The sequence below is a fragment of the Enterococcus cecorum genome (genome assembly GCF_052119425.1).
GTDB classification, from domain to species: Bacteria; Bacillota; Bacilli; order Lactobacillales; family Enterococcaceae; genus Enterococcus_E; species Enterococcus_E cecorum_C.
In genome coordinates, this window is the sequence record NZ_JBQKFH010000003.1 from 49,051 (window position 1) to 70,080 (window position 21,030).

20 protein-coding genes are annotated in these 21,030 nt (G+C 37.4%); 13 read left to right on the forward strand and 7 right to left on the reverse strand.

What is annotated here, in order from left to right; translation table 11 throughout:
- Positions 1–10: 10 nt before the first annotated feature.
- The 11 genes from comGA (at position 11) to ACTQZM_RS01240 (ending at position 10,698) form a co-directional block, all read left to right on the forward strand.
- Positions 11–940, forward strand: a complete 930-nt coding sequence (comGA, locus tag ACTQZM_RS01190) for a competence type IV pilus ATPase ComGA (protein WP_114975655.1) — start codon at positions 11–13, stop codon at positions 938–940.
- Positions 921–1,931 (forward strand): competence type IV pilus assembly protein ComGB, encoded by a 1,011-nt coding sequence (gene comGB / locus ACTQZM_RS01195; RefSeq protein ID WP_087403061.1) that lies wholly within the window; start codon positions 921–923, stop codon positions 1,929–1,931. Before comGA ends, comGB begins: the two co-directional genes overlap by 20 nt.
- Positions 1,932–1,945: 14 nt before the next feature.
- Positions 1,946–2,248: a competence type IV pilus major pilin ComGC gene (gene comGC / locus ACTQZM_RS01200; RefSeq protein WP_441652634.1), complete on the forward strand. Its 303-nt coding sequence runs from the start codon at positions 1,946–1,948 to the stop codon at positions 2,246–2,248.
- A gap of 37 nt (positions 2,249–2,285) precedes the next feature.
- Positions 2,286–2,681 (forward strand): hypothetical protein, encoded by a 396-nt coding sequence (locus ACTQZM_RS01205; RefSeq protein WP_235426094.1) that lies wholly within the window; start codon positions 2,286–2,288, stop codon positions 2,679–2,681.
- Entirely contained in the window at positions 2,656–2,922 is a 267-nt protein-coding gene (locus ACTQZM_RS01210; protein ID WP_047334164.1) for a hypothetical protein, read from the forward strand. Before ACTQZM_RS01205 ends, ACTQZM_RS01210 begins: the two co-directional genes overlap by 26 nt.
- The gene (locus ACTQZM_RS01215) at positions 2,915–3,358 is read left to right on the forward strand and encodes a ComGF family competence protein (RefSeq protein ID WP_441652635.1); all 444 of its coding nucleotides are present in this window, start codon (positions 2,915–2,917) and stop codon (positions 3,356–3,358) included. Before ACTQZM_RS01210 ends, ACTQZM_RS01215 begins: the two co-directional genes overlap by 8 nt.
- 37 nt (positions 3,359–3,395) lie before the next feature.
- Positions 3,396–3,716, forward strand: a complete 321-nt coding sequence (locus ACTQZM_RS01220; protein WP_111736132.1) for a hypothetical protein — start codon at positions 3,396–3,398, stop codon at positions 3,714–3,716.
- Positions 3,717–3,937: 221 nt separating this feature from the next.
- Complete coding sequence (locus tag ACTQZM_RS01225; protein ID WP_441652636.1) at positions 3,938–4,948, forward strand: class I SAM-dependent methyltransferase; 1,011 nt, start codon at positions 3,938–3,940, stop codon at positions 4,946–4,948.
- A 30-nt stretch (positions 4,949–4,978) separates the two neighbouring features.
- Entirely contained in the window at positions 4,979–6,172 is a 1,194-nt protein-coding gene (locus tag ACTQZM_RS01230; protein WP_047334162.1) for an acetate kinase, read from the forward strand.
- A 173-nt stretch (positions 6,173–6,345) separates the two neighbouring features.
- Complete coding sequence (locus tag ACTQZM_RS01235) at positions 6,346–7,335, forward strand: aldose epimerase family protein (protein WP_248624453.1); 990 nt, start codon at positions 6,346–6,348, stop codon at positions 7,333–7,335.
- Between the two features lie 327 nt (positions 7,336–7,662).
- Complete coding sequence (locus tag ACTQZM_RS01240; RefSeq protein WP_441652637.1) at positions 7,663–10,698, forward strand: YhgE/Pip family protein; 3,036 nt, start codon at positions 7,663–7,665, stop codon at positions 10,696–10,698.
- A gap of 287 nt (positions 10,699–10,985) precedes the next feature.
- Here ACTQZM_RS01240 and yaaA read toward each other — a convergent pair whose 3' ends face one another.
- From yaaA to deoC, 3 genes are all read right to left on the reverse strand, one after another.
- Positions 10,986–11,714, reverse strand: a complete 729-nt coding sequence (gene yaaA, locus ACTQZM_RS01245) for a YaaA family protein (protein ID WP_441652638.1) — start codon at positions 11,712–11,714, stop codon at positions 10,986–10,988.
- The gene (locus ACTQZM_RS01250; RefSeq protein WP_441652639.1) at positions 11,711–12,763 is read right to left on the reverse strand and encodes an alpha/beta fold hydrolase; all 1,053 of its coding nucleotides are present in this window, start codon (positions 12,761–12,763) and stop codon (positions 11,711–11,713) included. Before ACTQZM_RS01250 ends, yaaA begins: the two co-directional genes overlap by 4 nt.
- Positions 12,764–12,841: 78 nt before the next feature.
- Entirely contained in the window at positions 12,842–13,519 is a 678-nt protein-coding gene (gene deoC / locus ACTQZM_RS01255) for a 2-deoxyribose-5-phosphate aldolase (protein ID WP_441652640.1), read from the reverse strand.
- Between the two features lie 181 nt (positions 13,520–13,700).
- Here deoC and ACTQZM_RS01260 point away from each other — a divergent pair, with 181 nt between their 5' ends.
- Positions 13,701–14,207, forward strand: coding sequence for a hypothetical protein (locus tag ACTQZM_RS01260; protein WP_441652641.1), 507 nt, complete (start codon positions 13,701–13,703; stop codon positions 14,205–14,207).
- A 56-nt stretch (positions 14,208–14,263) separates the two neighbouring features.
- On the opposite strand, the gene budA is transcribed toward ACTQZM_RS01260, so the two are convergent.
- The 4 genes from budA to ACTQZM_RS01280 form a co-directional block, all read right to left on the reverse strand.
- Complete coding sequence (gene budA, locus ACTQZM_RS01265) at positions 14,264–14,965, reverse strand: acetolactate decarboxylase (protein ID WP_047338856.1); 702 nt, start codon at positions 14,963–14,965, stop codon at positions 14,264–14,266.
- 13 nt (positions 14,966–14,978) lie between these two features.
- Entirely contained in the window at positions 14,979–16,667 is a 1,689-nt protein-coding gene (gene alsS / locus ACTQZM_RS01270; protein ID WP_016251504.1) for an acetolactate synthase AlsS, read from the reverse strand.
- A gap of 663 nt (positions 16,668–17,330) precedes the next feature.
- Positions 17,331–18,650 (reverse strand): sensor histidine kinase, encoded by a 1,320-nt coding sequence (locus ACTQZM_RS01275; protein WP_441652642.1) that lies wholly within the window; start codon positions 18,648–18,650, stop codon positions 17,331–17,333.
- A 4-nt stretch (positions 18,651–18,654) separates the two neighbouring features.
- Positions 18,655–19,335, reverse strand: a complete 681-nt coding sequence (locus ACTQZM_RS01280) for a response regulator transcription factor (protein WP_441652643.1) — start codon at positions 19,333–19,335, stop codon at positions 18,655–18,657.
- Positions 19,336–19,464: 129 nt separating this feature from the next.
- Between ACTQZM_RS01280 and ACTQZM_RS01285 the strand changes: the two genes are divergently transcribed.
- A complete protein-coding gene (locus tag ACTQZM_RS01285; protein WP_441652644.1) occupies positions 19,465–21,021 on the forward strand; it encodes an ABC transporter permease in 1,557 nt (518 codons plus the stop codon).
- Positions 21,022–21,030 lie beyond the last annotated feature (9 nt).

Below are 21,030 nucleotides of genomic sequence, written 5' to 3' on the forward strand. Positions count from 1 at the left end.
AGTGAGAATCATGCTAATTGAAGATTTTTCTGATGAGATGATCGAATTTGGGGTTAAAGAGCAGATGCAAGATATGTATTTGTACTTACGCGAGGATAAAGGAGTGATTCAATTCAGAAAAAATCAAGAAATTGCTTCATTTAAAGAAGTCAGTCCTCAAATCGCCCAACAATTAATTACGCGTTTTAAATACTTAGGGGAAATGGATGTAGGAGAACATCGCCGCGCCCAACTAGGAGCTATCAGTTATCCATTACATGATGAGGTGCAAAGATTACGACTTTCCACCGTGGGGGATTATCGTGGCAATGAAAGTATGGTCATTCGCTTTTTGTACAATTTATCCGTCGATCATCTGCATTATTTTAGCTATGAACAGTTTGAAACGATTGTCAAACGAACCAAAGCAGCAGGGTTATATCTCTTTAGTGGTCCAACGGGTTCAGGTAAAACGACTTTAATGTATCAGCTTGCCAAACAAATCAAAGGGCAAGTGATTACGATTGAAGACCCGGTAGAAATTGAGGAACCGAGCTTTTTGCAGTTACAGACCAACGATAAAATTAATCAAACCTATGATCAATTAATTAAATTATCTTTGCGTCATCGTCCGGATATTTTAATCATTGGCGAGATTCGTGATGAACGTACCGCCAAAGCAGCGATTCGAGCCGCCTTAACTGGACACAAAGTATTTGCGACTGTTCATGCTAAAGGCGTCCGTGAAACGAAAAGTCGGCTCATTGATTTAATTGGTGAAACAAGTGAGTTAGATAATTGTTTGATGGGGGTTATTTATCAGCGGATGTTAAATGATCCTAATGGCCAAGCAGAAGTGGTTTTTGGTTATGAATTTTACAGTGAACCAGCTATTTATTTACCTTTTAGTGACAGTCTTAAGCAGTATCAGAGGTATTATGATGAAGGTCAAAAAAGATAAAAAAGCCCAAAAGCAACTCGTTTACTTGCTTTCCATTTATTTAAATAGCGGATTTTCGATGCAAAGTAGTTTTCAATTAATTCAACGAGGAAAACAATTATCGCCGCAGTATTTAGCCCAAATCGAAAAAATGCTTTGTACAGGCACTGAATTAGAAGAAATTTTTCGCACGCTTCACTTCAGTCCACAGATTATCGCCCAGATTCAATTGGCGCAAATTCATGGTAATTTACCACTCACTTTAGCTAGTATTTATCAGCAATTAAAACTACGCCAAGAACGTCTTCAAAAAATGCAGCAAATCTTATTTTATCCTGTATTATTATTGGTATTTTTGTTAGGAATGTTATTGCTGATGCGCTTTATCTTATTACCTCAGTTTATTGAGACGGGCATGGTCAGCAAAAAACAGGGGATGATTTTCCTGTTATGGTATGCACCGAATATTTTAGTAGGTGTGTGTGGGATAAGTGTTTTGGGTTATATCTTGCAAAAAAGTTTATGGCGTCGCTTGCCTGTATTACAAAAAGTCCAATATTATTGCCGGATTCCGGGTATCAAGGCGTTGATTCAGCTATATTATACGAGTTTTTTTGCTTCTGAGTGGGGACTATTATTGCAACAAGGCTTAGAACTTAGGCAAATCATCTTATGTATGCAACAGTTGGAACAGCACTCCTTTATGCATGAATTATCACGCGATGTCGCTAAGAAGCTTTCAGTTGGACTCACTTTACAACAAGCCTTAGCCGATGAAGTGTTTTTTACACCAGAGTTTACCCAAATTTTGTTTCAAGGGGAGATGACCGGTGATTTAGGCAAAGAATTAACGATTTATAGTCGCTTGAGTTTAGAAACCTTCCAACAAAAATTACAGCAAGGGATGCAGTGGATTCAACCCGTTGTCTTCTTTTTTGTTGCGGTTTTAGTGCTAGGAATGTATTTATCAATTTTAATGCCGGTTTACAGTCAAATCGGCCAATTTAGTTAATGGAGGAAAAGAGAATGAAAAGAAAAAAATTCAAAGCTTTTACTTTAATTGAGATGATTATTGTCCTTTTTATTATTGGCATGTTAATGATGATTTTTGTGCCGAATTTAACTAAAAAAGGCAATGATGCGCAGAAAAAATCAGATATTGCTATTGCTAAGGTTGTTAAACAGGAAATTGAATTATATAAGGCAGAAAAGGGCGAAGAACCAAATGACGCTAAAATTGTCGAATTAGTCGGTGAAGATCGTGCAAAAATCTATCAAAAGCATAAAGATGAAGTGAAAGATGAATATACGCCAACCCCAGCAAACTAAGCGCAAAATAATGTCTTTTACTTTGATAGAGTGTCTATTGGTATTGTGGCTTTTGACTTCATTAGCAAGTTTAAGTGTGCATGGTTACCAAAAGATGCAACAACAACTTGAGCGCGCGCGTTTTTTTCGTCAATTTGAATCTAGCTTTTACCTAACCATTGCCCGGGCCATTACCACCGATGCGCCTTCAGAAATGATTATCAATGCGAGTGGGATTCGCATGGAGCATCCAAAGTTTTCCGCTATTGTGTTTCACTATCCAGAGGGCATTCACTGTATTTCCTCTGCTCGCTATCTACGTTTTAGTAGTAAGACCGGTAATTATGCCCCAGCTAGCAAAGTCGTATTTGCCGATGAGCATGCGCGGTGCAAGGTGATTTATTCATTTTATTTTGGAAGTGGTCGCTATGAAAAGAAAATTATCCCGCTTTAATCAGCCAGCTTATATCTTTATGGAAAGTTTATTTAGTCTCTTTTTATTTGCGAGTTGTGCTTTATTGCTTTGGAGCAGTGCGGTCTCTTATATTCAAGAATTAAAAAGAGAAGAACAATATCTAGAAAATATGCGCGCAGCTTATGAGCAGTTGTATGTGCAAGTCTATCATCAGCAATATCAAAAAGCGGATTTTCAGTATGAGGATCAAGGGAAAACTCAGGTGATAACTATTGAATAAACAACGAGCCTTTACCCTTTTTGAATGTTTGTGGGCGCTATTTTTGATTGGCCTGACGCTTTTAGGGATGAATCAGTTACTTTTTGGGATGCGAAAAATTGATAACTACTTACACTTTCAGCAAACCCAAGACTTTCAACTTTCCATGATTCAACTAGAACATCAACTAAAAGATTTTCAATGGATCAAAATCGATCCGGAAAAAGTCGTCCTTGAAAGTAAAGTAGCGGAAAATGGCTATTATCCTAAGGCAATCTTAAAGCTAAGTGCGACCAATAACTTTATGCTTTCGATTAATAGTGGCAATCAGCCCATCTTAAAACAAGTAAAATCAATCCATTTTCAAGAAAACAATCAGTTTATTCAAATCGATGTTTACTTTCAAGAAGGGAACGAGAAGCATGCGACACTTTTACTACCGCCTAAAACCACCTAGGGCCGGCATCTTGATGATTGTCCTGAGTTTCATTTTTATGTTGAGTGTGATTTTAATGATGCTGACAAGTAGCTTTCATCATCAGCAGTTGGCCAATCGCGAGGTCAAACACTATTTCCAACGCCAAATGATGAAACAATTATTGTTAGCTGATTATCAAAAAAATCCAACAAAATATGACAAAGAAGGCGTGGTGAACTACAATATTGGACAAATTCACTATCAAAAAACAACTGATGAAATGATACTTTGGATTTATTTAAAGTCCGATTCTATGAAAATAAGAGATTCACTGAATGTTTCGGTATCTTCTTCAGATGAAACAACGACGATAACCAGTGACAAAACAAATCCTTGATAGAGTAGCTTAGTTATATAATTTACAAATTAATACAGATGACAAAACAAAGATGCTTGGAAATGAAAAGAATGTTTCCAAGCATTTTTGTTGATTTTTCAACGTTTTCAGAAATTATTTCAACAAATGATATCAAAGAAAGCGATTGAAAAATATCACAAATTGAGATAAAATTAAACAGACGGTAAAGTTGTTATAAATTATATAATGGAGTTGAAAAAATGTTTCCAGAAAAAATTGAAGAACGTTTTTACACGCATTTGCAAGCTATTCAAATCTTGCAGCAAGCGTTAGAATGTTCATTTTTAGATGCTTATATTGAGCATGTTGAAAATATCAATGATCAATATACCATTCGTGTTATTGAAGGAGTCCCTAATCAAGAAAGCATTGATCAACTCACTCCTTTATACGAACAATTAAAAGCGGATGAATTTACCGCCGAAGAAAAACGTAAAATCAGTCAATTGTTGCTGTTAAAAGGGGCACAGACGGAAAAACTACAAGCAAATCATCAATTGACCCCCGATGGCATTGGCTTTTTATTTGTTTATTTGATTGAGCAACTCTATATGGATCAAAAAGCAAATTTACGCATGTTGGATTTAACGACAGGGATGGGCAATCTTTTGTTCACCATTGTCAATAATCTAGCCTTAGCCAAATATCATACAACCGCGATTGGTGTGGATAATGATGAGACACTTTTAGCAGTAGCAGCCGCCAATAGTCAATGGTTCGAAAGTGAGGTTACTTTATTCCATCAAGATGGCTTACAGGACTTACTAATTGAACCAGTGGATGTGGCCGTTGGTGATTTACCAGTCGGCTATTACCCAATTGATGAAAAGGCCAAAGATTTTATCGTTCACGCGGAAAATGAACATACCTATGCCCACCACTTGCTCATTGAACAAGCGATGAAGTATGTCAAAGAAGCTGGCTTTGGTATTTTCCTAATGCCAAGTCAATTTTTAGAAAGTCCACAAAGCGACGAATTCAAAAAGTTGCTTCAAGAAAAAGTTTATTTACAAGGAATCATTCAATTACCGGATGATTTATTCCGTAACGAACATTCGAAAAAGAGCATCATCTTGCTGCAAAACCGTGGACAAGGAGCAAAGCAAGTAAGTGAAGTCTTATTAGCTCGCTTACAAACCTTAAAACAACCGGAAAAAATTGCTGAATTCTTCAAAGAGTTCGCACAATGGAAAGAAACTTATTTAAATTAGGTAATTTACAAAAGATTAGAGGTCGATATTATGTCAAAAACTATTTCAATTAACGCGGGAAGTTCAAGTTTAAAATGGCAACTATATTTAATGCCGGAAGAAAAAGTTGTTGCAAAAGGTTTGGTGGAACGTATTGGTTTACCTAATTCAATCTTTACTATTAAATATGGTGAAGATGAAAAATTTGAATTAGTGCAAGACATTGAAAATCATGAAATTGCTGTCCAAATGTTAATGGATCAATTAATTGAACTAGGCATTTTAGCAAGCTATGACGAAATCACAGGAGTTGGTCACCGTATCGTGCATGGTGGTGAATACTACAGTGAATCAGTAGTCATTGATGATGAAGTTGTGGAAAAAATTGAAGAATGTGCTGCCTTCGCGCCATTACATAATCCAGCTCACGTCATGGGGATTCGTGCCTTCCGTAAATTGTTACCAGGCGTGATTAATGTAGCGGTATTTGACACTGCTTTCCATGCCAATATGCCTGAATTTGCTTATCTATACAGCTTACCAATGGAATACTATGATAAATATAAAGTCCGTAAATATGGTGCACATGGTACAAGTCATCGCTATGTTGCGCACCGTGCGGCTGAAGTACTAGGCAAACCAATTGAAGAATTAAAACTAATCACTTGTCATTTAGGAAATGGTGCTTCAATTACAGCGGTTGATGGTGGCCGTTCAGTGGATACTTCTATGGGATTCACACCATTAGCTGGGGTAACAATGGGTACACGTTCTGGTGATATTGACCCTGCTGTATTACCTTATTTGATGAAAAAATTAGACATCGACATTGACGAAATGTTGACGATCTTAAATAAAAAATCTGGTTTACTTGGTTTGAGCGGTATTTCTAGTGATATGCGTGATATCGAAGCAAATCTAGGCAAACCTCAAATCGACTTAACTTACCAAGTGTTTGTGGATCGTGTCCGTAAATATATTGCTTCATACGTTGCAGTAATGAACGGCGTAGATGCCATTATCTTCACTGCTGGTATTGGGGAAAATGATGCTCATGTTCGTAGCGAAATTATGAAAGGTATGAGCTGGTTTGGTTGCGAAATCGACCCAGAACAAAACAAAAAACGTGGCGAAGAACTAGTCATTTCAACACCTGATTCTAAAGTGAAAGTATTAGTGATTCCAACAGATGAAGAATTAATGATTGCTCGTGACGTTGAACGCTTAAAAGCTGAAACAAAATAATGAGAGAATAAACGCCTAGCTTACGATGAGTTGTGAGTTAGGCGTTTTGTCATTTAATACAAATACGTCTCAAGATTTTGAACAATATAACCAAAAATTCGTAAATCTTGTTGACGCTTACATGAATTGGTTTAAAATAAAGAATGTATCTAATAATTAGAGTAGGTGAAATCATGTTAACAGTGAAACAAATCCATGATAAAAATTATGAAACAGTCTATGAACTAACAAATTCTAAAGGATTAAGAGTCTTAACTAGTCCATTTGGTGCACGCCTTTTAGCTATTCAAGTGCCATTAAAAGAAGAGCTACGTGATATTGTGGCCGCTCCTAAAGATTTGGCTTTACAAAAAGAATTGCGCTACTTTGGGGCAACGATTGGACCTGTCGCTGGACGAATTACCGATAGTCAGTTCACCATTGATGGTCAAACTTATACCACTGAAACGAATAATAATGCGCATACTTTACACTCAGGTTCCAATGGTTTTGATACCAAAGATTGGTTTGCTGAAACCTTTGAGCAAGAAGGTAAAGTAGGGGTTATTTATAGCTTTACGCATCCTGATGGCGCAGATGGCTTTCCTGGAGAAGTCCAAGCTAAAGTGATTTATACTTTAGATGAAGAGGACAATTTAAAGATGACTTATGAAGCGAAAACCGATAAAGCCACTTTATATAATCCAACTTGCCATGGCTATTATAATTTAACTGGTAGTGAAGGAAATCCCGTCAACAGTCATTTATTACAAGTTGGCGCTGAGAAGAAAGCAACGACCAATCCAGATGTCACAACAACAGGCGAATTTACCCAAGTGGCAGGGACAAAATTTGATTTTAGAACTTTAAAAGAAATCGGCGAAACCACGCTTGATGATCCATTTGTCCTTCATCATGAAAACGACTATGACTTGACAATTACCAGTCCTGATCAAGCAGTAAGTATGCAAATCAAAACTGATTCCGATGCGATTATTCTTTATATCACAGGTACCCATGAAGAAGGGACACCAATGAAGAATGGTACGATGGTTGCACGCGGTTCGATTGCAATTGAACCTCAAGGAATCCCGGGTGCAGAAAAGTTCAGCCAATATGGTTCGATTCTATTACGCCCAGAAGAGACTTTCCATTCTGAAACCACTTATCACATTGCCTATTAAAACAATGAAAGTACAGACAAGCCTTAAGCAGTCTGTACTTTTTTGTGCTAAAAAACAGTACTTTAGTTATTTTAAAGTTTATCTGAAAACCATTTTGTAAAGTATTTTGTTTGATATTTATGTGCAATCCATACACTTTTTTGGTTTTGTCGTAAAGCCGCTTGCAAAGGGTTCAAAGATGAGTAAAATAGCTTTCGTGGGATTCTTTTACCCAATTTTATGAAAACTTTCGGAAAAAGATTTCTAAAGGGTGAAGTTTCTCGATGATTGAAGTAATTCTCAATTTTTTGATTCTTTGACAATTAAATATGAAAGTGGTGGAAAACAGTGATTAAAAAAGAATTCCAGAAAATCTGGGCAAACAAATTACTATTCGTTACTGTTATCGTAGCGATGTGTTTACCTATTCTTTATGCAAGTATTTTCCTAAAATCAATTTGGGATCCATACGGCAGAATTAATCATTTACCAGTTGCGGTGGTGAATTTAGACCAACCAACTACATTAGAAGGTAATAAAGTCGATGTTGGTGACAGATTGGTAAAAGAGTTGAAATCAAATGACGATTTAGATTGGCATTTTGTTTCAGCTAAAAAGGCGCAAGATGGACTTAAAGATCGTAAATATTATATGATCGTTAAAATTCCGAAAAACTTCTCTGAAAATGCGGCTTCTGTATTAGATACCGATCCTGAAAAAATGGATTTAACCTACGAAACAAATGGTGGGTTGAACTTTTTAGGGGAAGTTATCAGTGAAAATGCTATGACGCAATTAAAAGCGCAAGTCAGCGAGTCAGTCACCAAATCATATGCTGATGTGATTATCAAAATGGTGAAAACAGTTGGCGATGGCATGGATCAAGCTGCGGATGGTGCAACGAAATTAGCAGATGGTTCAAAACAAGTCGCTGATGGTATCGCAACGGTTCAAGGTAAAGTCCCTGAATTATCTAGCGGTGTGAAACAATTAGATGATGGTGGCAAACAATTAGCAGACGGTGTAAAACAATACACAGACGGTGCTGGTCAAGCCGCCAAAGGAAGCGACCAACTAGCAGCGGGCTTACAACAGTTAAATGGTAAAGTGCCTACTTTAGTGGGTGGCGTGAACCAATTAGCTGATGGTGGTAAAGCATTAAATACTGGCGTAAACCAATATACAGCTGGTGTTAAACAAGCTTATCTTGGTAGCAACCAATTAGTCGATGGTTTGAAAGTATTAAGCTACAAAGTTCCAGGTTTAGTCGATGGCGTCAACAAGTTAGTTGGTGGCGGTAATCAATTTGTCGATGGCTTAAATGCTTATACAGCAGGCGTTGCTCAAGCTGGTGATGGAAGTAGTCAATTAGCAGCTGGATTACAAACGATGCAAGGTCAATTACCTGCTTTAGCTAATGGCATTAATCAATTAGCAGAAGGTTCTAAGCAATTAGCTGATCAATTACAAGCTGGTACAAGCCAATTTGGTGAAGAACAAGCAACACAATTAAGAAGCTATGTAAACGGTGTTCAACAATACATCAATACCATTAATGCTGTATTACCAACTTTAAATAATTTACCTTTAGATCAATTAGGTCAACTAAAAGGACAATTTGCAACCGTTCAAGCTGACTTACAAAGTGCTGGAGCAAGTCTTGCAACGGCTGGTCAAACCTTACAAACGAGTCCAGCGCAAGTTGCTTCTAATGTTGTCAGTCAATTACCAACAGATGCAAATGGCAATGTGACTGTTCCTGCTCAACAATTAGCACAACTTATCGGACAACAAGTCGGTGCCAATAATCAACAAATTGGTGCACAAGTTACGGCAGCTGGTAATAGTTTACAAAATGTTGGTGCAACATTAACACAAGTTGGTCAGTTAATGAATAATTTACCAAGTGTTGATACATCAAAAATTGGCGAATTAAGTACAGCAACTTCTCAATTAGCTGCAAATACAGATCAAGCAACTGCAGGATTGAATGAATTAATTAACGGCACTTTAACAGTGAAAAAAGAAGCTGTTCCTGGAGCAGCAAAAATTGCTGGTGGTTTAGCACAAGTTCAATCTCAATTGCCTACATTAAATGGTGGGGTTAGTCAATTAGTTGATGGTAGTAAAGCTCTAGATTCAGGTCTTGCTACATTGAATGATAAATCTAGTGAATTAACTGGCGGTGCCAATCAAATCGTTGGTGGCATGAAAGAAATGCAAAACCAATTACCAACTTTAACAGATGGTGTGAAACGATTAGTTGCTGGTGGTAGTCAATTAAATGGCGGTCTAAATCTGTTGAATGCCAAATCTGCTGAATTAGGTTCTGGTTCTGGTCAACTTGCTGCTGGTTTAGGTTTAATGCAAGGTCAACTACCTGCTTTAGCTAGTGGTGCCAATCAATTAGCTGATGGTAGCAAGCAATTAAACGCTGGCATGAAGAAATTAACAGCTAACTCTGCAAAATTAAATAGTGGGGCAAGCCAATTAAGTGATGGATTAAATACCTTAAATGGCCAAATCCCAGCATTAGCAGATGGTGTGAATAAACTTGCTGATGGTTCTACACAAGTTAAAGATGGCAACAAAGAATTAGCAGATAAATTAGGTGAAGCTTCTGATAAATTAACAGATGTGAAATTAACAAACAATACTGCGAAAATGATTGCTGCTCCTACTAAGACGGAACAAGAAAAATACAGTGATGTGCCAAACTATGGACATGCATTAGCGCCATACTTCATGAGCGTATCATTATTTGTCGGCTGTCTAGTATTTAACTTTGTTTATCCAATCCGTAAAATTGCCGACCGCAAAAATAGCAATGCCACTCAATGGTTTATGAGCAAACTAACTGTCGGATTTATCACTTCTTCAATGATGGCTTTAATCATTGGTACAGTGATGAGAATGATTGGTTTAGAAGTTGCGCAACCAATGAACTTCTACATGACACTTCTAGTAACTGCTTGGTTATTCATGTTTATGATTATGTTCTTAGCGATGAGCTTTGATAATCCTGGACGTTTCATTGCCGTGTTGCTCCTAGTTATGCAATTAGGTTCATCAGGTGGGGTATTCCCAATGCCATTGATTAGCAAATTCTATAATGTATTAAATCCATTCATGCCAATGACTTACTCAATTTACAGCTTACGTCAAGCAATTTCAACAGGTCTTGGTGATGAATTATACCGTAACTCAATGTTGATTTTAGTCATTTTAGCTATTGTCTTTATCATCTTATTAGGTGTCGCTATGCAAATCCTATATCGTAAAGGTTTAGCTGGTTATTCACAATTACATGAAAACCAAAAACTTTTAGATGATGATTACACAGGCAAATTTGCAAAAGAAGAAGATCCATACACATTATGGTAAAATAGTAAAAACGTTGGTGTTTAAGAACAAAAACTTAAACACCAACGTTTTTTTGTTTCAAGGATGTGAGGCGGGTCGATTAGCTACGAGCGGATAAGTTTGTCCAGAACGTCGGGAAAGTCCGAGAAGTAAAGACTTTCCCAGACGGGCTGGCTTATACGCCGAAGTAGCTACCCGCCGAACACAGATTACAAATAGGTCGCAAAGCAGCTCGCTCAGACATGAATTTCACAATGTCTAGCTGCTGAACGCCGTAGATAAAGGATATGAGATGGGTCGGTCAGCTCCTACACTTTTTTTACAAAGACCAAGCGTTTGTCAGTGGATTCATCTTTTTGTAAGCTGAAACCGTCAAAAGTTAATTTGCGAACCTCATCAATGCTTTGAATTTGATGAGAGATGAGTTCTTTGACCATTTTCCCACGGGCTTTTTTAGAAATGGTAGAGTGGATTTTGCGTTGGCCTTCTTTTTCCTCCATAAAGACACATTGATAGAAGTTTTGCTGCAAGTCTTTGCTAAATACTTCTTCAAATTCACTAGAGAGCAGCGAAAGAATGATTTCCTCATTTTTAACAGCTTGATCAAAAGAAGACTGCCAAAATTTTCGCAGGGATTGTCCTTGAATTTTGCCTTTGGTTTGAAAGTCTAGGCGATAAGGAGCAATCGGGGTATCAGCCGGAATGACCCCATATAAAGCAGAGGTGATAGCCAGAAAATCATGGATATACTGACTTTCTTCTTGAGTATAACTTTCTTTATTAAACTGGCGGTACATCAAGCCATCTAGTAATAAGTAAGCTGGATAAGTTTGCGCGTTTTGCTTTTGGAGTGCTTGCCATTGCGCTTGGACTTTGGCAGCCATGTCTTCTTTAATTTTGTAAGCTTTTTGTATTTCCGCTAATGATAGTTCAGAAAAAGCAACGACAATCTCCTTCGTTTTTGGACTAAGCACTTGAAAGGATTGGTCTTTAATGGCTAGATTCAATTCTTTTGCAGATGGAATTAGGATTTTCACGATTTCACCTCAGTTTTTAAGTTATTTTCGATAAAGGCTACGATGTCTTGATAGACTTGTAGGCGATTTTTTTCTTGGATAACTTCATGCTTCATTTCTGGATAGACGAGATTGGTGATATTGTGATAGCCGATTTTTTTCAAGGTATCTAAGCTTTCAGCAAGTCCTTTTTCGCCACCGGTAATCAAGGTATCATCCACACCAGTCGCACTCAAAATCTTCAAATCAGGATTTTTACATTGGAATTTGGCGATTTCTTTGAGTCGTGCATTAATCGTAAACATGGTCAGCATGCCACTGTTGGTCAAGCGCACTTGGCAGAGCGGGTCTTTGGCGATGCGGTCGAGATTATCCAAATTATAGCTAATCCAATCCAGCGTATCGTTTTTTCCAGGGTTTAAGGCGTTTAAAAGTGCGCTATGACCTGATTTTCCAAAATAGAAGACCACAATACGAGCTAAAAAGACCCCCACAGGAGCAAGTGGATAAGGCGTGACCGTACCTGTTAAAATTAAGTGCTCGATTTCGTCATCATAATTTTGCAGATAGATTCTCGCAATCATGGAGCCTAACGAATGACCAAATAAACTTAATGGGAGGTTAGGATAGCGTTCTTTAATAAAACGGGTAACCAACACTTGGTCAAAAATCAGTTCATCAACGGTTTGCATCATGACGTGTGGATATTTTTGATTGGTAGAATGGCCATGACCACGTGTATCACTAATCACAACGATATAACCTTGGGCATTTAAATAGCGACAAAAATCATCATAGCGGCCTTTGTGCTCTAATACACCGTGGATAAGCTGAACGATACCTTTAGGATTTTCGCGTGGATAGACTTTTGCGTGCAATAATAGCCCATCTAAAGCCAAAAGTTGCACATCTATAGAGCCATCTTCATTTTCGATTTCTTGACGCACATTGACTGATTTTGTTTTGGCTAAACGTTCTTGATTGAGTCGATAAAAGATTTGTTCTTGATAGGTTGCCACAATTTGCGGTAAAAGAAGTAGAAATACGATTAAACCAATGATCCAATACATAACACTCACCTCGAATAATTTGTTAACTTCATTGTAACACAAAAAGAAAAGCTAGCCGAGATTGACTAGCTTTTCTTTTTATTTTATTTTCAGTTCGTCCATAATCGCAATGCCTGAACTAGTCCCGATTCGCTGAGCTCCTGCTTGAATCATAGCTAAGAAACTTTCAGCATCTCGAATACCACCAGCTGCTTTGACTTGGACTTTATCGCCAACGTGTGCCACCATTAATGCAACATCTTCTACTGTTGCACCGCCAGTTCCAAAGCCGGTGGAAGTCTTAATGAAATCAGGCTGTACTTCTTTAGCAATCTGACATAGCGCGATTTTTTCTTCATCGGTGAGGTAGCAATTTTCAAAAATAACCTTACTGATAACCCCAGCCTCTTTACAACACGTGACGATTTGTTGCATTTCATCTTTAAGATAAGCATAGTCGTGTTCCTTGGCTTTGGTGAGATTAATGACATAATCGATTTCATCCGCCCCGTTTTTTATTGCATCCTTCGTTTCAAAAACTTTACTGGCAATACTGGTTTGACCGAGTGGAAAAGCAATCGCCGCACCGACATGCACATCGCTATCTTTTAAAAATTTAGCACAAGTTGCACTTTGGACTTGGTTAATCGCTACCATCTTAAAATGATACTCACACGCTTCTTGGCAAAGTTTTTGCATATCAGCACTAGTGGCATCTGCATGAAGATTGGTGTGATCAATCATTTGCGCATAATGTTGTAAAAGTGTTTGTTCCATAGCAATCACCTCAAGTAAATGATACACCATATAAAAGCGCTGTCAATAGGATCGTTATTCGTTTGAAGTTTGATAAGAAAATGTTAAGATAATTGGCTAGGCTCTGCAAAATATTGTTGAAAGGAAAATGCTGTGTTATCGTTTTCATGAAGTGATAGCAATTTAGAAAGTGAGAATGAGGATGAAAAAGCACTTACACTTAGTCATAATAGTCTTAGCCGGCATAGCGATTTTCGAATTTGCTATTTTACTCTTTCAATTTGGTAGAGATTATGTCGATATGAAAGAGCAAGAGTCAGTACGCCAAGAAATAGTAAATGATATGGAGCAAAAAGATTTGCTGACCGCGCGTATGTTCCGTGAAAGAGGCATGCCACATGGAGAGAATATTCAGATTTGGCAATTATCGACAAAGGGAAAAGGTAATTTCAGCATTCAAGATTCTAAACATCAAATTGCTAGTGAAGAATTGTCTGGAATAGAAGCGCTTAGTATTTTTGAAAAAGTAGAGAATCAACAATTGGAAGAGAATACGAATTTTGATGAAAAGGTATTTCATTTCCTTTACAACCAGTTAAAAGCAGATAAGCAAACCACTTGCTATAAATTTGAGCATCACGATGTTAAACGCTACTATTTAGTCAATCCTTCCATGCGATTTGGCTTACTTATCCGCATTAATGATTAATAAACAAGGCTCTTACTGAAAAAATTGTTATCAGTAAGGGCCTTGTTGTTTGTTTATTATTCAGATACTTCGATTTCTTTGATTAACTCATGAACATCAAATTCTGTTTCTAGAAAGTTTTGAGTAGAGGGAAAGCCTTGCGTAAACTCTGTTAAAGCTTGCATGGTGATAATCCCTTCTGCTAGTTCATAGTCCATGATATGACCGCCAAATTGACCATCATCTGATAAGAAGTGTAGGTGATAGCCACTTACGGAAACACCGTGGAATAATTCTGGTGTATAGAATCCAACAATTGTTCCGCTAATATTATCCGCTTCGAATTCAGGCTGTACCACGGCAGAGAATGGGCGATAAGGTTTTTGTTGTTTAGGAACGACACGGACATGCATGTGTTTGAAGGTTCCTTTAATTTGGATGGCATGGAATAAATTCACGCTTTTTAGATGATCGTAAATTAATTTACCGATTGTTTCGCTATTTTCATTTTGAATCAATGGGAATTCATATTCAGGTTCAAAATAAGCCACTGCTGCATAAGGGACTGTCTCATTACCTGATAATTTCACGACATCACCAGTTTGACGGGCATGAAAAGCTTGACCATTAATCACCATTAATTCACCATCAGAACCATCTAAAGTTCCGATACCGAAATCACCATGTTTTAATAAGTCGTTGATTGTTTTGCCGCCATCCATCGCACCGGCAAGTAAAGAACTTAAAGTACCAAATTGATATAATGTGTTTTCTGACATAATTTTCACCTTCTTAATAGAATTGGTCAGGTAACATCTTTTCACCTAACATCTTGTTGTCAGAGTAGTCTACAGGAACATCGATAATGACTGGGCCATCTGTTTTTAAGCCTTCTTGTAAAGCTTGTGCAAAACTTTGAGCATCGTGTACGCGAATACCTTTAGCACCGAATGCTTCAGCGTATTTCACGAAATCAACTGGGCCAAAGTCAACACCTGAAGAACGATTGTATTTCATTTCTTCTTGGAATTCAACCATGTTATAGCGGCCATCATTCCAAATAATATGAATAATATTTAAGTTTTTGCGGACAGCAGTTTCTAAGTCTTGTGCAGAGAATAGGAAACCACCATCACCTGATACAGAGACGATTTGTGTGTTAGGACGAACTAATGCTGCTGAGATTGCCCAAGGAAGAGCGACCCCTAAAGTTTGCATCCCGTTACTGAATAATAATTTACGTGGTTCATAACTTCTGAAGTGACGAGCCATCCAAATATAGTGACTACCTACATCAACCGTTACAGTCATTGAATCATCGACAAAATCTTGTAAAGTATCGATTACTTCAAGTGGATGTAGTAATTCTGGATGTGTTTCAGAAGGGACCATATCACGTTCTTTTAATTTTTGTTGTAAACCATCTAGATATTCTAGTGAGTCAGCTGGTAATTCATAATCGGCAATTGCTTCACTTAATAAGTATAAAGTGTCCGCAATGCTACCAATTAATTCGCGTTCAGGTTGCATATATGGATCGATTTCAGCAGGAATTTTATCAATAACGATAATTTTCGCATCTTTTTCAGCGTTCCAGTTACGTGCTTCATATTCGATTGGATCATAACCTACCGCAATTACTAAGTCACTGCGTTTTAGAAGCATGTCACCAGGTTGGTTACGGAATAGCCCCACACGACCGAAGAATGAATCTTCTAATTTACGAGAAATCACACCAGCAGCTTGGAAAGTTTCGACAACTGGTAATTTCGCATGGGCAACTAATTTACGAATTGCCATCGTTTCAGCTTCACTTGAACCACGCATCCCGACTAAAAGTACTGGTAATTTCGCTTCTTTAATGCGTTTCACTAGGTAAGCAATATCTTCTTTAGAGGCAGAACCTAGACGTGGCTTACTTAATGGACGGATGCTATCTCCAGAAACTTTACTATCGACAACGTCTTGAGGAATACTGATGAAACTTGCTCCTTTTTGTCCTGAGCGAGCCATACGATAAGCATTGGCAATGATTTCTGAAATGGTTTCAGGATCTTGAATTTCAGCGCTATATTTGGTAATTGGTTTGAATAAAGCAGCGTTGTCCATACTTTGGTGCGTTAATTTTAATAAATCGCTACGTTTTACTTGTCCAGCGATGGCAAGGACTGGATCACCTTCTGCAGTGGCGGTAACTAAACCAGTGGCTAAGTTACTTGCACCTGGACCACTGGTTGCAATAACGACACCAGGTTTACCAGTTAAACGTCCGATTGCTTGTGCCATAAAAGCAGCATTTTGTTCGTGACGTGTAACGATTAATTCTGGTCCTTTATCTTCTAAAGTATCAAACACGCGGTCAATTTTTGCTCCAGGAATCCCAAAAACATAATCCACTTCATGATTAATCAAGCTATCCACGATAATATCGGCACCGTGTTTTTCTTTTTTGCTCAACTGTAACACTTCTTTCTGTATCATTTTCTTTAAAAACTCAATAAATCAACATTTTATATGATGTAACAGATTGTATATCTGTTTTATTATCGTTTTGCATTATAACACTAGTAATTACCTGTTGTAAATAGATATGCTTGAAAATTTGCAGAAAATATAAAGTTATAATATTTATGTCTTGATAATGTGTGAAAAAATATTATTTTTATAAAAATTAGATTAGTTATAATTAGTAAACTGTTTTAATTCCTTAAATATAGCTAAAATAAATAATATTATGATATATAGTTGAGAATGATATGGGTTACTATGAGAAGAGATTGTTTTTTTACAACTTGACAAGCGGTTTTGATAATGTTATCTTTAATGTGTGAGGAGGCGTATAAGGATTTCTGTTTTTCTTAATTATTTTAGGAAAAACAATAAATCTTTTTTTCAATTCTACGCTTTATTAAAAGAAAAGTAATATTTTTATTCATCCATTTAAATCAGTAGCATTTTTTGGTTGATAGGTGTAAAATGTACTTGTATTGGGTGGAAAAACTCGATACTTAAATCCGCTGTTTCAATTTTTATATATACTATCCTTTCCCATAACACAAAAGCGAGGCTGCCAAAAACAGCCTCGTTTTTGTATAAAGGATGTGAAGCAGCTTGGAAAGCCTTGAAGAAATTCGTGTGTTTACCTCATGATTTTGGCTTCAACGGCAAAGTAACACGGAAATTCACGCCCCGTGGGAGAACATCCAACACTTCAATTTTTCCCTGATGCTCATGAATGATTTGCCAAGCGATGGTTAGCCCCAAACCATAGCCGCCAGTTGCTTGATTACGTGAAGCATCTTCGCGGTAGAAACGTTCAAAAAGATGCGCTTTATGTTCCTCATTAATTGAAGGTCCTGTATTTTTTACTTCTAATTGCCAAAATTGCCCATTGCTTTTTGAGAGCACTGTGATTGAATCTTTAGTATCCGTATATTTCAGAGCATTATCTAACAAGATGACAACTAATTGGTGCAGTCGCTTGTGATCTGCATGAATTGTATCAGAAGTGAGATTCTCAAAGGTAAAAGTTTTCTCTTCAATTTCTGCCATTTCGATAAAAGGTTCGACAATTGGGGCAAGAAAAGTATCAATATGAAAAGTAGATTTTTCCAATATTAGTTGATTAGAGTCACTTCTTGCAATGGTCAATAAGTCAGCAGTTAAACCATTTAGTCTTCTGGTTTCGTTTAATGCTTGAGCGATGGTCTCTGATTCTTCCATAATGGTATGGTTTGGTTGTGTAAAGAGTTTTTGTAAACTATTTTGAATAATTGTCAGTGGAGTGCGCAATTCATGAGAGGCATTTTCGACAAATTCTTGTTGCTTATGCCAAGACTTCAAAATAGGTTGCATATTGGCTTTGGCGAGATAAAAACTGACGATAATCGATAGCAACCAAAAAACAAGCATACAAATGACTAAAATCATCTGAAAAGTCCCCATGGAATCGCTGACTTGGTTGGTATTGGCTAAAATTTGTACATAAGCCACTGCAGAGTTTTTGCTTTCATACTTATAGGTAATGGAGTGAAAGGATAGTTGACCATTATTCAGACTGAGTTCTTTCACTTTACCGAGCTTTTTTTTGTCGAGTGTCAGTTCATTTAATTCATTCAAACGACCACCGAGTAAAGATTTATTCAAGATTTCGCCTGATTTCGACCATAGAATCATCTGGGTATTAAAACGGTTGAAGCCTTTGAAATCTTTATCAGGTGGTTGTTTTTCTAGACTTTCTCCCTGACTATTGAATAAATCCTCTTGTTCAAAACGGGCAATTTCAAGCTGTACCAAAGTTGGTTGATTCATGACTTGTCTAAGCATTTTGTCGGTTTGTTGATAAGCAAGACTATGCATTAATTGTAAAATAATCAAGCCTAAGAGTAAGAAAATGCCTCCAAAAGCAAGAATATTAAAGAAGAAAAGTCGCCGTTGTTGCTTGCTAGTCATCTCTTCTTTCATTCGCTCAATCCTTTCTTTGGGCTAGTAAATACCCAACATTGCGCAAGGTCTGGATATTTTCTGCCATATCAGTCTGTTTTAGATGTTTGCGCAAATGACTCATATACACTTCGACTACGGTAATTGTCGTTTCTGAATCAAAGCCCCAAATGCGGTCAAAAATTTGCTCTTTGGTTAAAATCATTCCTTGGTTTTGAATCAAATAGACGAGTAACTCAAATTCCTTGCCTTGAATAGGTAGGACAATCTCGTGTGCACGAACTTCTTTTTTGCTTAAATCACAAATGACATTTCCGTATTGTAGGGTATTTTCTTCGTGTAAGCCTAAAGATCGTCTTAATAGGGCTTTGACTCTTAGTAACAGTTCTTCACGATAAAAGGGTTTGGTTAAATAATCATCAGCCCCTTTTTGAAAACCAGTAATTTTATCTTCTAGGCTATCTTTGGCAGTTAAGATTAAGACAGGTGTTTGAATATTTTCTTGGCGTAATTGAGCGAGCACTTGATAACCACTCATCTTCGGTAGCATCAAATCAAGCAAAATCAAATCATATATCTTACTTTGCGCTTCATACAAGCCTTCTTCACCATCAAAACACAGCGTCACTTCCCCTAAATCAGCAATAATTTCTTTAATATTTTCAGCTAAAACTTTTTCATCTTCTATGACTAATAATTTAATCATCGCATCCACCTACTCTCCTCATTATTGTAACGAAAGAATATCAGACTTTCCATAATCGAACCTTAAAATTTTTAAGCTAGCTTTAAGTTATTGACGTTATCTTGAAAAAAACGAAAGGAATGAAGCAAGATGAACTTTATCAAACGAGCCTATCAATATCTCTGGGCAAAAAAAGGCAAAAGTGTTTTAATGATTGCGATTCTATCCGTCATAATGATTTTTGTTTTAGCAGGTTTGAGTATCTATCAAGCAGCGAATCAAGCAATCACTAATGCCCAAAAAAGTACCGGAGCCACTGTGACACTAACTCAAAATCGTGAGGCGATGTTTCAAGCAAAGGAAAATAAAACAGATAACGACCAAACCTCGAGTATTTCTGAGCAAAGTCAGCGAAAAACTTTTAGCCGGACGCCAATCAATTTAAGTGATGCGAAAAAAATTGCGGCCTTATCAGGGGTGAAATCTTATCTATACACAGCGAGTACTTCAGTAGATGCAGCAAGCGGTATTGAAGCAATTGAAAGTAGTGCTGAAACAAGCAGTACCAGTGAAACAACAAGTGGTTCTAACGAGGCTACGAGTGAAAGCAAAGACAACGAGGTAACTTCTGGTGCAAGTCAAAGTAAACAAGGAAATGGCCAAATGCCGCCAGGAGAAGCCATGTCGCAAGGAGATTTTCGCGTCCAAGGTGTCTCAGATAGCAGCTTATTAACGACTTTTACCCAAGGAGAAGCCAAAATAATCAAAGGGAGTGCGATTACTAGTGCCGATGAAGGAAGTAACGCTGTATTAATTGAAAAAACTTTGGCTGAGGAAAATGATTTATCTGTCGGGGATACCTTCAAAGTGACAACCAGTGATGACAAGGAAGTTGAATTAAAGGTGAAAGGTATTTATGAAACCACTGATGCCGGAGATGAGTTAGGGATGCAGTTTAACTTTTTAAATCCGGCGAATACCTTGATTACTTCTTATACGATGGTAGCAACCTTAAAAGGCGAAGATAGTGAAACGATTGATGAGGCGACATTTACCTTAGAAGATCCTGCTAAAATGGATAGTTTCATTAAACAAGCCGAAAAATTAATTGATACCGATACTTTTAGCCTTCAAAGCAATGATCAAATGTATCAACAAATGCTTCAACCACTGAATAATGTCAAAGGATTTGCCAAAAATATTATTATCCTTGTCGGTGTTGCAGGTGTAGTGATACTAACTTTGATTGTGATGTTAAGTTTGAAAGATCGTCGCTATGAGATGGGCGTATTGCTATCATTGGGTGAATCACGCATCAAGTTAATCGGCCAATTCTTCATCGAAATCATCATTTGTTTAGTATTTGCTTTAGGCATTGCAGGTGTAACAGGCAATCTTGTAGGAAATGCACTAGGCAACCAACTGATTAGCCAACAAACCACAAGCACCCAAAACCAACAGACCAATAATCAACCAGGTGGGGCACCAGGTAAAGTGCAAAACGGCCAAACACCGCCTAGTCGACCAGGAGGCAATCGTCAAAATCCATTTGCTGCATCACAAGAAGTGAAAAATCTGAAAATTAACGTGCAACCAAAACAATTCATGCTTTTAACGGCTATAGCAATAGGGATTGTTTTAATCGCAATTTGTTTTGCATCCATTGGTATTTTTAGACTAAATCCCAAATCAATTCTAATATCGTAAAATGAGGTG

Excerpts from the sequence above, each read along its gene's own strand:
- comGA (WP_114975655.1), top strand. The coding sequence starts at position 11 with ATGCTAATTGAAGATTTTTCTGATGAGATGATCGAATTTGGGGTTAAA.
- comGB (WP_087403061.1), top strand. The coding sequence starts at position 921 with ATGAAGGTCAAAAAAGATAAAAAAGCCCAAAAGCAACTCGTTTACTTG.
- comGC (WP_441652634.1), top strand. The coding sequence starts at position 1,946 with ATGAAAAGAAAAAAATTCAAAGCTTTTACTTTAATTGAGATGATTATT.
- ACTQZM_RS01210 (WP_047334164.1), top strand. The coding sequence starts at position 2,656 with ATGAAAAGAAAATTATCCCGCTTTAATCAGCCAGCTTATATCTTTATG.
- ACTQZM_RS01220 (WP_111736132.1), top strand. The coding sequence starts at position 3,396 with ATGTTGAGTGTGATTTTAATGATGCTGACAAGTAGCTTTCATCATCAG.
- ACTQZM_RS01225 (WP_441652636.1), top strand. The coding sequence starts at position 3,938 with ATGTTTCCAGAAAAAATTGAAGAACGTTTTTACACGCATTTGCAAGCT.
- ACTQZM_RS01230 (WP_047334162.1), top strand. The coding sequence starts at position 4,979 with ATGTCAAAAACTATTTCAATTAACGCGGGAAGTTCAAGTTTAAAATGG.
- ACTQZM_RS01235 (WP_248624453.1), top strand. The coding sequence starts at position 6,346 with ATGTTAACAGTGAAACAAATCCATGATAAAAATTATGAAACAGTCTAT.
- ACTQZM_RS01250 (WP_441652639.1), bottom strand. The coding sequence starts at position 12,763 with ATGTATTGGATCATTGGTTTAATCGTATTTCTACTTCTTTTACCGCAA.
- deoC (WP_441652640.1), bottom strand. The coding sequence starts at position 13,519 with ATGGAACAAACACTTTTACAACATTATGCGCAAATGATTGATCACACC.
- ACTQZM_RS01260 (WP_441652641.1), top strand. The coding sequence starts at position 13,701 with ATGAAAAAGCACTTACACTTAGTCATAATAGTCTTAGCCGGCATAGCG.
- budA (WP_047338856.1), bottom strand. The coding sequence starts at position 14,965 with ATGTCAGAAAACACATTATATCAATTTGGTACTTTAAGTTCTTTACTT.
- alsS (WP_016251504.1), bottom strand. The coding sequence starts at position 16,667 with ATGATACAGAAAGAAGTGTTACAGTTGAGCAAAAAAGAAAAACACGGT.
- ACTQZM_RS01275 (WP_441652642.1), bottom strand. The coding sequence starts at position 18,650 with ATGAAAGAAGAGATGACTAGCAAGCAACAACGGCGACTTTTCTTCTTT.
- ACTQZM_RS01280 (WP_441652643.1), bottom strand. The coding sequence starts at position 19,335 with ATGATTAAATTATTAGTCATAGAAGATGAAAAAGTTTTAGCTGAAAAT.
- ACTQZM_RS01285 (WP_441652644.1), top strand. The coding sequence starts at position 19,465 with ATGAACTTTATCAAACGAGCCTATCAATATCTCTGGGCAAAAAAAGGC.